We start from the raw sequence: 12,743 nt of genomic DNA, 5'->3' as shown, positions 1-12,743 counted from the left end.
TGTGAGAGGTCGACTAGCCAAATAATGGCTAGTCTCCTACTCGATTATTTATTGTATTTAATAAAAAGGGATTACCAAAAACGCGTTGAAAATAATGAGTATATAAAGAGGTAGTTTAAATTATGGGGGGATTCTATGTATCAAACATTTAGACAATGTCTAAATTCCTTTTTAGAAAGCTGGAGGAAATCTTCGTTGACTGAATTGGGAGAGTTCATTTCGAAAGATTATAAGGGAAGGGAAGTAACAAGCAAAGGGATCGTGGACTTTGGATATGATGAGTCAATACAAGGATGGGAACAAGGATTTAAGTTTGTTGAAGAAAACAATGCAGAGTGGAATATAAAAGAAATTGCTGTATTACCATTGAAGGATGATGAAAATTTAGTCATCTTATCCGCAACTATTGATATTAACGGCAAGAGTATAGGGACTTCAAATCTATTTTTTGAGACGTTCAAAAAAGACAATTCTACTGGTGGATGGAAATTGAACAGAAGTTATGTTGAGACAGGGGTGCTTAACGAAAATATAAATAACATTCAATTTATACAGACACACTAATAAGGGGAGAGATTTTATGAGCTACAATCATGACAACAAAACGATTACTACTGAAAGGCTTGTTTTAAGACTGTTTCAACAAAGTGAAGCTAATGAAGTTGCTAAATTGTGTAACAATTATAATATTTATAAAAGTACTTTATATTTACCCTATCCATACAGTGTAGAAGATGCAATGACTTGGATTGAGAGACATGATGATAATTTCACGAAAAATAGAGCCTTTGAATTTGCAATAACTGATAGGAAAACAGGGGACTTGTACGGTGCAATTGCACTTTCAAATAACGAAAAGTTTCAACAAGGTGAGATTGCATATTGGATTGGCGAAGAATTTTGGGGAAATGGTTTTGCTACTGAGGCTGCTCAGGCAATTATTCAGTTTGGCTTCGGAGAGAAAAAACTACATAAAATATTTGCCCGTTACTTCAGTTCAAACCCGGCATCTGGAAAAGTCTTAGAAAAACTAGGTATGAAACAAGAAGGGATTTTGACTGATCATATTGTAAAAGATAACCGATTTGAAAGTTTAGTATTTTATGGGTTGATAAATCCAGAAGATGTTGTAAGTTAACAATTTTTTTAAAAGGGGGTTAGAGTAAATTCTAATAACCCCTTGTTTTTTTCTAATAATGAATGCAATATTTCTAATAACTCCTAAAAATGTTCTAATAACTTCGGAATGGAGGAATGATTATCAAATAAATTCTAATAACCTCACAGCTTTTTCTAATAACTGATTCGAATTTCTAATAACTCCTCAAGATTTTCTAATAACCTTTCAAAAGCCACTCTAAAACCCCAGAAAATAATTCTAAAACTCCACTTCAATACATTCATTCATTGACTTTGTTACATACTTATTTTTAAGGTGGTGTAACAAAGTATGACCTATCAATTTAACAAGGTCGAGTTAAAAAATGAAGATGGTCAAATACATGTAGTGTTACATATTGACTCATCTAACACTAGGTTTGAGTTTGGCTCAGATTTTAACTTTGATAAGGATGAATCGTTAGAAAAATCCGCCAAAGGATTTGTGAAAAAGCATTTCTCAAAAATAAAAGTAGCATCGATTGTAATAGTAACAGGAACGGTAATCTTAACGACTATTCCAATGCAAAAAGCCAGAGCTCATGAAGTTAACTTTAATATGAGCTACTTATTTTATGGTAAAACGAGTTCTCTCGTTTCACAAGTAGATAGAACTAAAGGAAATTTAAATCTTGTTTCACCGAGTTATTTTGATATAAATGCCATGGGGTCTTTAGAAATATCTAAGCTGTATGATGATAATTTTGTGACTGAAATGCACAATAGAGGGATAAAAGTAGTTCCTTTCTTAAGTAATCATTGGGACAGAGAACTTGGACGTGCTGCATTACAAAATCGTGAACAACTTTCAACTGAAATTGCGAATTTTGTCATTGAGAAAAAACTGGATGGTGTACAAGTAGATATTGAAAATACAACAGAGATTGACCGGAACGATTATACAGATCTTGTAAGATTGTTACGACAAAAACTGCCACAAGGTAAAGAAGTATCAGTAGCTGTTGCGGCGAATCCAGGTGGATGGTCAAAAGGTTGGCATGGTACTTATGATTACAATAAATTAGCTCAGTATGCAGATTATCTTATGATCATGGCTTATGATCAATCGTATGAAGGAAGTGAAGCAGGACCAGTTGCAAGCTATCCATGGGTAGAAAAATCCATCAAGTATGCGCTAAATCAAGGTGTCCCCGGAGGGAAAATAGTGTTGGGTGTACCGTTTTATGGACGTTTATGGAAAACTGACGGGACATTTGCAGGATTAGCGGTGTCTAACAGTCGCGTTGATGGTTTATTAAGAAATTATCGTGGTACTGTAACTTTTGATGAGCAATCAAAATCACCAAGGGCAACCATCACGATACTTGAAAGTGACCCGAAGCCAACGATTGCAAGTAAAACACTGACAGCTGGAACTTATCATATTTGGTACGAAAATGATGCTTCACTAGAAGCGAAATTCGATTTATTGCATAAGTATGAATTAAAAGGAACTGGGAGTTGGAGCTTAGGTCAAGAAGACCCCACTATCTGGCAATCCTACAGTTCATGGTTAGACCATGATTCAAGTATTTATCATACCCATAAAGTTGAATCGGGCGATACATTATGGAAAATTGCAACAGCTAATAATATGACTGTCAATGAGTTAATGAATTTAAATAACTTAACAGACTATGAAATCCAAGTGGGCCAAGTGTTGAAAATAAAAAAGTTGAATAATCCTTTCAAAGATATAGGTTTTTTAAATCAGCAAGCACAATATGAAATATTATACTTAGTAGACAAAAAAGTAATCTATGGTACTTCAGCAACAACCTTTTCTCCAAGTGCACCAATTACTCGAGGACAAGTAGTCATGATGCTTGGACGTATGTTAATAAATAGTGGTATTACAACTATTCCGGAAAATTGGACAACTAATACTTACTTTAAGGATGTTCCAACAAATTCGAAAGATCTTGAATTATTAAAGTATGCTGCAGTAGTAAGTCAAACAGGGGTATTTGTAGGGAACCCAGATGGAACACTGGATCCTTCCAGTCCAATCTCACGAGAAAATATGGCGATTGTATTAGACCGTGCAACTAAAGCAATAAGTGGCCAGTCACTAGTTGACATTGCAGGCGGTAAAGCTGGGAAAGTTACAGATTTGAATGTGGCAAGGAAAGACACTCGTGAAGCCATTAATTCGTTAAGTGCTTTAGGAATTACAGTCAATGAACAGTTCAATCCAAAAGGCGATGTAAAACGTACTCATTTCGCGTCTTTTTTAACGAGAACGATGAAATATATGCTACCAAATAAATAAAAATCGGAGGAGTTATAAATGAAAAAAGTCATCATATTTCTCGCCACGGTGTTAGTCTTCTTATCAATACAACCAAATGTATTTGCGGCAGAAGATAAACCTACCATCCCTTATTTTGGGGTGGGAGCAAATGTACAGGAGTTAGAAGATGGGTCTTTTCTAGTTAAAACAGAAGGGGTAGAGGTGGAGGAAGGATTTATATTTACTCCAAAAGAACCTTTCACTAGTACAAAAATTAGTTTGCAACTTTCACTAAAAGGAGAAGGAACTGTCTTTGTAATGATCTCTGAAACAGATCCAAGGGGTCGATTTATCAAAGAGAAAAGCATGGAAGTGCAACTAACAGAAGAATGGGCGACTCATGTATTACCATTTGAATTAGCTAGCACAAAATCGCAAATAGATGTATCTGTAGTTACAAAAGATGCAGTGAAAGTTGAATTCTTTTTTAAAGACTTAAAAATCAATCAAGAATAAAAAAATATAAAAGTGTTAATCCAAATAAAGGGATTAACGCTTTTTTTATTGAATTTAAAAAGGTCAATATAAATTAATAGGAGGAGAAATCGTGAAAGATAAATTACTAAGAGTGGGGACCACATACATTCCCGTAACTAATGTTGAGCTATCATCAAAGTGGTATGTAGATAAATTAGGAGCAGAGTTAAGTTATATTGATAAAGACAAAGCGATAATTAATTTAGCCAGTCAAAGTTTTTTTCTTGTAGCGGCAAATGAAAATCAAAGCGCAAATTTTTTTGATTGTAATGGGGTTGAACGTTTTTCATTAACCTTCGAAGTGGATGGATTAGAAGCTTTGGAATTATTGAATAAGGACTTTAAGGAAAATGAAATATCGGTTGGAGAAATTGAAGATAGAGGACATACAGGTAGAAATTTTGTTTTCTATGATTTAGATGGAAATAAGTTTGATGTATGGAGTGAACTAAGTCCAACTTTTAAGAAGAAATTTATGTAGCTAGCTACATTGATTTAAAAACATCGAACAAGTAGTTCAAATGTCGTTAATACCATCTATCCAACACACTCGTTAGACTTTCTGCATATTGTTAGTGAAAGTCAAAAATGAGGGGGAAGGAATAGATGTCTTCTATTTTATTTCCTGAATTGTTAGCGGGTCCTATCATAAGACGTGTCGATCTTACACAAGCCTACATTTGGATCGCTACAAGCAAAAAATATAACATACGTGCTGAATGTTTTTCAATTACTACTAGATACGAAGGAAATGTTTACGATAAAATTCGAACAAGCTCAAAGGTACAAAGAGTTTCCTTTGGGGAAAATCTTCATATTCATCTTATTAAAATAACTCCAAGAAGACCCTTTAAAACAAATCAGTTAATCGGGTATAACCTACATTTTAAAAATAAAAAAGAGTCTTTTGATTTAGATGACCTTGGGCTATTAAACCCTGTAAGTAAAAATAGTATCGTTTATGGTTCCTTGAAGTATCCAACCTTCTATATTGGAAATAATGATTCCAATCTTGCTACTAAATTCTTGTTTGGGTCTTGCCGAAAGCCTCACGGAGAAGGGGAAGATACATTATCTTATGGTGATCAACTACTGGAAGAACATTGTCGCAACGTAACACAACGACCAGAAGCAATCTTCCTAATGGGAGACCAAATTTACGCTGATGATATTCCAGATGTACTTTTCCGTCCAATTCAAAAACTTAGTAATGCTTTAATAGGGAAGAATGAAGATTTAACAAAAATTGAACCTCGTTTAGCAGAAGAATCTTTTCATTCTTCTTTGGACAAAATCAATGGACGAAAGCCCATTGTTCAAAAGCTAGCCAACTTTACTTCAGGCAAATCTTATAATCATTTAATTGAATTTGGAGAATATGCAGCAATGTACTTACTAGCATGGAGTCCTGTTCTTTGGGAATTGTGTGACCAATTCGGTTTGAATGAAACTTTTGATGAAGCAGTTGAAAATGACCATATATTTATCAGATCTAAAAGTGAAAAATTGAAATTACTAGAAAAGCTCCAGCTGAAAAAACGATATACTGATCAAGAAAAACAAGTGATTAATTACTGTGAATCTACTTACAAAGTTCGCAGACTATTAGCTAATATTCCAACCTATATGATTTTTGATGATCACGATATAACGGATGATTGGAATATAACTGCTGAATGGAAAGAAAAAGTAAGGAAATCACCTTTAGGGAAGCATATTGTAGCAAACGGTCTAGCTGCTTATTGGGCTTTCCAAGGATGGGGAAATGAGCCGACAGGTTTTAAAAGTGATTTTATTTATTTAATGGAGAAAAATTTCCGTGAATTAGTAAGTGGGAAGAAAAGAAGGTACTATTCTTTTTGGATGAAAACATTATGGGAACATCGCCGGTGGTATTATGTAGCGCCGACTTCATTAAAAGCAGTTATTCTTGATACTAGAACTTTGAGAGACTATGGGCAACCTATATCAAAGAAACAAGAGCATCCTGATGTCGATATCAATCCACCACAACTAGTGAATGCACATCAGTTAAGGGGGGTAACTAGTCATTTACGAAGATCCCGATGGAAAAAAGATACTCCGTTATTATTAATTTCACCAACACCAATTATTGGATTTGAAATCATTGAAGACATTGTGACGAAATTTAGCATTCCACTAAATATGCTAGGAATCAAAGTGGAAACTACATTTGACATGGAAGCATGGAGATATAATGGGAAAGGACTGACAAAACTACTAAACCAAATCGCAAAATGGAAACCAAAAGAATGTATTATTCTTTCAGGGGACGTGCATTACAGTTTTTTAGTCGATTCCAACATTACTTTTACTTCCGGTAAACAAATAAAGCTAAAACAAATTACTTCGAGCCCAATAAAGAACATGAGTTTTCATAAATTTGGACCATTAGTGAAACTCACATCCTCTATGCATCAAGCCATCGAGAATGTAGATACAGTCCACCGGTATTGTGATCAGTCCTACCAGATTCAAAAAATTGAAGAAAATAATTTACAACCAGATGAGTTTTTATGGAAAGATGAACTTCAATATAACGTTATTGATGGTTATTCCATTATTGAAACAGAAAATAACTTAGGGTATGTAAAAATTGCATCCGATCAAATTGAAACTGTGTTTGTTAAGAAAAACCAAGATGATCTAATCCAATAATAATTATTTATGTGCTAATTCTTTATGGAATTAGCGCTTTTTTTATAGAACTGGAATATTAAAAGATTAAATGGTCTTATTACGAAAGAACAAAAATAGTATTTAATAGGAACTATTTTAATGATTTAAATACATTTGCAGTTAGCAGCTAGATTTCCATGTACATAAACATAACTTGTTTCATGAAGGAGGGAAAAGAAATGTTGGTGAATGAACAATCATTAGAAGTACCTCATCAAAAAGACATTAAGTTTTCTATTATAATACCTGCGCATAATGAGGAAAAGTATTTAGGGAAATGTTTGGACTCGATTGCAGCTGCATCTAAGATATACGAAAACCAGTTAGAAATTATTGTAGTGTTAAATCGTTGCACAGATAAGACAGAAGAAATAGCCAAATCGAGAAACTGTATAACCGTTCAAAATAGCGATAAAAACCTTTCGAAGATTCGTAATGCAGGCGCTGCTGTAGCAAGGGGAGAAATCATTATAACGATTGATGCTGATACCCAGATGAATCCTCATGTTTTATCTACAATAGATGAATATTTATCTTCTGGAAAGTATATTGGTGGTGGTATGACAGGGCAATTTGAAAGAATGTCTCTAGGGATTTTTGTTTCAGCTTTATTATTAATAGGCCCATTACTAATAAAATACGGTGCCATCTCTGTAGGTATTTTTTGGTGCTATAAAATAGATTTTGATGCAATCAATGGATTTAATGAAAAGATGTTGATGGCTGAAGATGCAGATTTCGCGAAACGGTTGAAAGTATGGGGAAAGAAAAGCGGTAAAAAGTTTGGAACTATCAAAAATGGAATGATTACATCGACTAGAAAGTTTGATAAACATGGAGACTGGATGCTATTAAAAAACCCCAAAGTGATATGGTCATATTTAAAAGGTACAGACCAAAAATATGCAGACAAAGCATACTACGAAAATCAGGATAGATAACAATATGATGAAAACCTACGTTATTCCATATTGGATTAACGTTTTTTTTTTAGGCTGAGTTTAATCATGTTACCTTTCTAAGGAAAATCGGTCTAATTGAAAGAAGTCATTAATTAGTAGAACCTTTAATGCTCCTTAACCGTATAAAAATCAATTACCTAAACAATTCCAACCTAAAAGGAGAGATGTTATGTTTAGTAAAAAAGAGTTAGAAAGAATGAGAATTGAAGGAGAAAAAATTGCTGAAGCAATGCAAAAGGAAAGAGAAGAAAAGAAAGTAGGCCGCCAATATAAAGCGGGCGATGTGGAAGTATCATGTGTCCATTGCAAGCATAATAAGTTCGAGCAAGGAAAAGCCATGCTAAATACGAGAGCATTAACATTTCTAGATATAGAATGGCTTAATGACAACGCGACCACTTTAATATGTAAGCGTTGTGGTTTTATCCATTGGTTTGGGAGCTCGGTCATTGAAATGGATACCATAGATTGATATTCTAATCCAGATCATGATCTAAAAGTTTTAGTTGTTGTGGATTTCAAAGAAGGAATTAGTAGATTGTTGTTGAATTTATTGTATTGCCAAATTTCCCGATGGCACTGGGTTGAAGGGGATTCATATTGTTTGGCAAGTGAGGTTGTAGAAGGAATCTAACGATAAACAAAGGGGAACTATATGAATATACAGTTAAAAGAAGTAACAGAAGATAATTTTTATGATGTAGTTAATTTGAAATCTGATGAAATACAAGAGAAGTATATTCAAATTTATGAACGATGGGTTGGATCAAATGCTTTCTTTCTTGGGATGAGCCATGCATTTGGCTTAACGGCTAAAGCGATCTATGATGGTGAGGAACTAATTGGATTTACTACACATGGATTAATGAAAACTACTGGAAGGTACGAGCTAGTGAGCATGATGATAGGGCATAACTATCAAGGCAAAGGGTATGGAATTCCTGTAATAAATGCAATTATTGAAGACATGATTAATACACATCAATGTAAGTCAATTTATTTATCGGTAATTCATGATAATGAACGTGCCATACGCCTTTATGAAAAGGTTGGTTTTGAACCAACTGGTGAAGTTGAAGAAGGACATCATCCAGAGCCAATCTATTGTTTGACGATTGCTTAATTTAAAAGAAAGACTTTAAACTGGCACTCATTATAAAAAGTGGTTTTCATCTAAATGGTGATGCCACTTTTCTTGTTCTATTAAAAAAATGGAATAATAATATATTTCGTTAAATACAAGTAAAGAAAGTATGGTGGAAAATGAATACGACAATCGAAATTGCTAAAGACTTTCAAGAATTATCTCAGTTTTTATCACTATTAAATAACCAGAAATCCTCTCATATTGGCTATTGTGGTGAAAAGGTAGAGGAAATTTACCAAACGTTAAACGAAGATTTTATTGATGAGAATGGCAAGAGCAATTTTCTAATTGCAAGAAACGAAGTAGGGGATATCGTTGCAGCGGTTGGAATTGATGGAGATAGCAATAGCGGAGAAGTATGGGGTCCATTTAATCTAACAGCTTCAATCAAACTCCAACATCAATTATTCCAACAGTTATTAACAAGTCATCCACATATTCAAACATTACAGTTTTTTATTAATAAAGAAAACACGAAGCAACGTTCCTATATGAGTCAACTTAATGCGACAAACGGTGGTGAGCATTTAGTATTAATATTAAAAAGCGAAAATTTTGTAAAAGTTGACAAGTTTAATAGTTCACCCTTTCAGAAAAGTGATTTCAAAGCATTCCAACAACTGCATGATGAACTCTTTCCAAATACGTATTACAATGCAGAAACCATTGTGAATCGACTTAGTGATAATTGTATTTTAAAAGTATTAAAAAATGAGTTGGACGAGTTTCTGGGCTATGCTTATTACGAGGTTGACACTGAAATGGGAGAGGCTTCATTAGAATATATAGGGATATCACCAAAAGCACAAAATCAAGGATTAGGTAGCATGTTATTAAAAGACGTGCTGAGTGAAATGTTTTCCTATGAACCAATTGATGAGATTCAATTATGTGTAGACAACACAAACAATCACGCAAACCATGTTTATATTAAGGCAGGATTTGAACCAAAGGATATTTTAATCAGTTATAATCTTGATAGAAATAGATTTGTGGATAAATAATTTTGATTTTTTATACTATTCAGGTTTGATGTGTGTGTAAGTCATTAAATTGAGGATAAGTTTGTTGAAAAGTCTGAATTGTGGATAACTTTTCGAAAATTCGCATTTAAAGGAGGATTATACTATGACAGTAAAAACCATTTCACCAGAAGAACTGTATCGAAAAATAAACGGTCAAGAAAAACTAGTTGTATTAGATGTGAGAGCTGAGGAAAAATACAATGCAGATCATATAGATGGTGTAAACATTGAAAGTTTAAACATCAACAAAGCAGAAATTTTTAAACTAGAGGAAAATGATCAATCGAACATTGACTCATTGCCAAAGGATAAAGAAATTATTGTTACTTGTACTACAGGGAATTCAGCTACTAAGTGTGCGAATATTCTTTCCGAACGATATTATGATGTAGTAATTTTACAGGGTGGAATTACTGCATGGAAGGAATTTATAAAATAAAATAGTTTATTAGCTAAAAATCTTGAGAATTAGTTGATAAAGGAGCAGAAAAGATGAGGAAAATAGCCTTGTTGCTTTTTGTAGTCATACTATTATTATCTGCTTGCCAGTCAAAAGATCCTAAAGCTATTACGATAGAAGAACTTCTTTCTGCTTTTGAAGAACAGGAATTGTCACTAAAAAAAAGTAACTTGAAAGACTCTATTTTCGGAATGGTACTGAATGGGGTAAGCCCTTCATTCTACGAATTAGATGGAAAATTGCTTACGGTCTATATTTACCAGTCACCTTCTGAAAGGGAAAAAGGTTTAGAAGACTTTCGAAAGAAAACAGCTACAATGAACACCGTTTCTTATAAGGTGTATGAAGTAAGGAATGTATTAATTTTTTATGTGTATGAGCGTGATTTACCTTATGAGTTGAATAAAAAGATTCAAATGATTATAGAAAATTTGATTCAAGAACAACTTCTGTCTTAAGTGGCAGAAGTTTTTTTGTCCTTTAGGCGAATTAATTCATACTTTAACAATGGGATTAATACATTATGGTGTAATGATTTATTCTAAAAATTTTAATGAGGGGGAGTGAAGCTTTGAATACGTTTTTAATTATCGTGAATATTGTCATTCTTTTAGCACTTATTTTTGGGTTGTACTCATTGCAAAAGAAACATGTAAAGTTCTCTGTACGCGTATTAATCGGTCTTGGATTAGGGTTATTATTTGGTATCATTTTAAATGTCATATACGGAACGTCGTCTGAGGTCGTTTCAACGTCTATTCAATGGTTTAACATTGTAGGCTCTGGTTATACAAGATTGCTGCAAATGGTTGTTATGCCGTTAGTGTTGATATCCATTATTGCTGCATTTACGAAAATAAAACTTTCAAAGAATATCGGTAAAATTAGTTTCTTCGGAATTGGTATTTTACTAGTTACTACTGGTATTGCTGCAATAATAGGTGTTGCAACGACACTTGGCTTTGGGTTAGACGGGGTACAATTGGAGGCAGGAGAAGCTGAAACTGCTCGTATTGAACAACTTGAAGAACGTGTTACAACAGTAGAAAAATTAACAATTCCAGATCAAATCCTTTCTTTTATTCCTACGAATCCATTCGCTGATTTGACTGGTGCTCGATCAACTTCAACTATTGCTGTTGTCATCTTTGCAGCGTTAATTGGTCTTGCCTTTTTAGGAGTACGTCGCAAACAGCCAGAACAAGCAGAACAATTTGCGAACATTATAGACACTCTCTATACAATTACAATGCGTGTTGTGACAATCATTATCCGCTTAACACCATACGGAATTTTAGCGATTATGACTAGAGCTGCTGCTACGACAAATTATGAGGCAATTGTAAATCTTGGCCAGTTTGTTATAGCTTCATATGTAGCGTTGATTGCAATGTTCTTAGTCCATTTACTTCTTATTAGTTTAGCAAAATTAAATCCGATTACTTATGTGAAAAAAGGTTTACCGGTTTTAACATTTGCCTTTACGTCTCGCTCAAGTGCAAGCTCGTTGCCGCTAAACATAAAAACACAAACTGATGGATACGGTGTGTCACAGGGAGTAGCAAACTTTGTTGGCCCATTTAGTGTAACAATTGGTCAAAATGGTTGCGCGGGGATCTACCCAGCAATGTTAGCTGTTATGGTAGCACCAACTGTGGGCATTAATCCTTTAGACCCTGGTTTTCTTCTAACGCTGATTTTAGTCGTAATGATTGGATCTTTTGGTGTTGCAGGAGTAGGTGGTGGAGCTACGTTTGCTTCATTGATTGTACTTTCTGTTATGAACCTACCAATCACAATTGTAGCGTTATTAATTTCTGTTGAGCCACTAATTGACATGGGGCGTACAGCGTTAAATGTAAGCGGTGGAATGACATCCGGAATTTTAACAAGTAAAATTACCGGTGAATTAGATGAGAAAACTTACAATGATAAAACAGATCTACATGATGCTATAGAAGCGTAAGCTCATTAAGGTGAATAGTTATGGTAAAGGTCTTCATCAAATCGGTGAAGACCTTTTTGTTCGAGAATTTGTTTGAAAAGGTCTTCATACAGGTGATGATAGACATTTGGGAGTGAAAGTCAGTATGAAATGTCGTTCATAAGGGTGATGAAAGACATTTGGGAGTGAAAGTCAGCATGAAATGTCGTTCATAAGGGGGATGAAAGACATTTGGGAGTGAAAGTCAGCATGAAATGTCGTTCATAAGGGGGATGAAGGACATTTGGGAACAAAAGTCAGCTCGAAATGTCGTTCATAAGGGGGATGAAAGACATTTGGAATCAAAAGTCAGTTCGAAATGTCGTTCAAAAGGGTGATGAAGGACATTTTGGATTAAAAGTCAGCTCGAAATGTCGTTCATAAGGATGATGAAGACCTTTTGATCGGAAATAAGTAAGAAAAGGTCTTCATAAAACCGATGAAGACCTTTTGGGGTGGGAAATGAATGAGAAAAAGTCTTCATAAGACCGATGAAGACCTTTTGTGATCGGAAGTAAGTAAGAAAAGGTCTTCATA

At 34.2% G+C, this 12,743-nt stretch carries 13 protein-coding genes; all 13 read left to right on the top strand.

The features are described from left to right. Window positions 1–195: 195 nt before the first annotated feature. Entirely contained in the window at window positions 196–564 is a 369-nt protein-coding gene (locus CD29_RS18765) for a flavoprotein (RefSeq protein WP_235801874.1), read from the top strand. A gap of 16 nt (window positions 565–580) precedes the next feature. Beyond that, on the top strand, window positions 581–1,138 hold the full coding sequence (locus CD29_RS18760; RefSeq protein ID WP_036190402.1) for a GNAT family N-acetyltransferase: 558 nt from the start codon (window positions 581–583) through the stop codon (window positions 1,136–1,138). Between the two features lie 312 nt (window positions 1,139–1,450). Then, window positions 1,451–3,430 (top strand): glycosyl hydrolase family 18 protein, encoded by a 1,980-nt coding sequence (locus tag CD29_RS18755; protein ID WP_052124256.1) that lies wholly within the window; start codon window positions 1,451–1,453, stop codon window positions 3,428–3,430. Window positions 3,431–3,448: 18 nt separating this feature from the next. Next, window positions 3,449–3,907, top strand: a complete 459-nt coding sequence (locus CD29_RS18750) for a hypothetical protein (RefSeq protein ID WP_036190400.1) — start codon at window positions 3,449–3,451, stop codon at window positions 3,905–3,907. A 91-nt stretch (window positions 3,908–3,998) separates the two neighbouring features. After that, the gene (locus tag CD29_RS18745) at window positions 3,999–4,409 is read left to right on the top strand and encodes a VOC family protein (protein ID WP_036190398.1); all 411 of its coding nucleotides are present in this window, start codon (window positions 3,999–4,001) and stop codon (window positions 4,407–4,409) included. Window positions 4,410–4,534: 125 nt separating this feature from the next. Then, complete coding sequence (locus tag CD29_RS18740; protein ID WP_052124255.1) at window positions 4,535–6,607, top strand: alkaline phosphatase D family protein; 2,073 nt, start codon at window positions 4,535–4,537, stop codon at window positions 6,605–6,607. 200 nt (window positions 6,608–6,807) lie between these two features. Then, a complete protein-coding gene (locus CD29_RS18735; RefSeq protein ID WP_036190396.1) occupies window positions 6,808–7,569 on the top strand; it encodes a glycosyltransferase in 762 nt (253 codons plus the stop codon). A 190-nt stretch (window positions 7,570–7,759) separates the two neighbouring features. Beyond that, complete coding sequence (locus tag CD29_RS18730; protein ID WP_036190393.1) at window positions 7,760–8,062, top strand: hypothetical protein; 303 nt, start codon at window positions 7,760–7,762, stop codon at window positions 8,060–8,062. A 183-nt stretch (window positions 8,063–8,245) separates the two neighbouring features. Continuing rightward, on the top strand, window positions 8,246–8,713 hold the full coding sequence (locus CD29_RS18725) for a GNAT family N-acetyltransferase (RefSeq protein WP_036190391.1): 468 nt from the start codon (window positions 8,246–8,248) through the stop codon (window positions 8,711–8,713). 140 nt (window positions 8,714–8,853) lie between these two features. After that, on the top strand, window positions 8,854–9,741 hold the full coding sequence (locus tag CD29_RS18720; RefSeq protein WP_036190388.1) for a GNAT family N-acetyltransferase: 888 nt from the start codon (window positions 8,854–8,856) through the stop codon (window positions 9,739–9,741). Between the two features lie 124 nt (window positions 9,742–9,865). After that, window positions 9,866–10,201 carry a rhodanese-like domain-containing protein gene (locus CD29_RS18715; RefSeq protein WP_036190385.1) on the top strand — a complete coding sequence of 112 codons (336 nt, stop codon included), beginning with the start codon at window positions 9,866–9,868 and terminating at the stop codon, window positions 10,199–10,201. A gap of 53 nt (window positions 10,202–10,254) precedes the next feature. Continuing rightward, a complete protein-coding gene (locus tag CD29_RS18710; RefSeq protein ID WP_036190383.1) occupies window positions 10,255–10,680 on the top strand; it encodes a hypothetical protein in 426 nt (141 codons plus the stop codon). A gap of 113 nt (window positions 10,681–10,793) precedes the next feature. Further along, complete coding sequence (locus tag CD29_RS18705; RefSeq protein WP_036190381.1) at window positions 10,794–12,188, top strand: L-cystine transporter; 1,395 nt, start codon at window positions 10,794–10,796, stop codon at window positions 12,186–12,188. The last annotated feature ends 555 nt before the right edge of the window (window positions 12,189–12,743 follow it).

The sequence above is a fragment of the Ureibacillus manganicus DSM 26584 genome (assembly GCF_000772945.1).
Lineage (GTDB): Bacteria > Bacillota > Bacilli > Bacillales_A > Planococcaceae > Ureibacillus > Ureibacillus manganicus.
This window is presented reverse-complemented; position numbering and strand designations above follow the sequence as displayed.

What these genes read in the sequence shown, in the direction of transcription:
- CD29_RS18735 (WP_036190396.1), top strand. Translation starts at nt 6,808, where the DNA reads ATGTTGGTGAATGAACAATCATTAGAAGTACCTCATCAAAAAGACATT.
- CD29_RS18715 (WP_036190385.1), top strand. Translation starts at nt 9,866, where the DNA reads ATGACAGTAAAAACCATTTCACCAGAAGAACTGTATCGAAAAATAAAC.
- CD29_RS18730 (WP_036190393.1), top strand. Translation starts at nt 7,760, where the DNA reads ATGTTTAGTAAAAAAGAGTTAGAAAGAATGAGAATTGAAGGAGAAAAA.
- CD29_RS18725 (WP_036190391.1), top strand. Translation starts at nt 8,246, where the DNA reads ATGAATATACAGTTAAAAGAAGTAACAGAAGATAATTTTTATGATGTA.
- CD29_RS18720 (WP_036190388.1), top strand. Translation starts at nt 8,854, where the DNA reads ATGAATACGACAATCGAAATTGCTAAAGACTTTCAAGAATTATCTCAG.
- CD29_RS18710 (WP_036190383.1), top strand. Translation starts at nt 10,255, where the DNA reads ATGAGGAAAATAGCCTTGTTGCTTTTTGTAGTCATACTATTATTATCT.
- CD29_RS18750 (WP_036190400.1), top strand. Translation starts at nt 3,449, where the DNA reads ATGAAAAAAGTCATCATATTTCTCGCCACGGTGTTAGTCTTCTTATCA.
- CD29_RS18760 (WP_036190402.1), top strand. Translation starts at nt 581, where the DNA reads ATGAGCTACAATCATGACAACAAAACGATTACTACTGAAAGGCTTGTT.
- CD29_RS18740 (WP_052124255.1), top strand. Translation starts at nt 4,535, where the DNA reads ATGTCTTCTATTTTATTTCCTGAATTGTTAGCGGGTCCTATCATAAGA.
- CD29_RS18755 (WP_052124256.1), top strand. Translation starts at nt 1,451, where the DNA reads ATGACCTATCAATTTAACAAGGTCGAGTTAAAAAATGAAGATGGTCAA.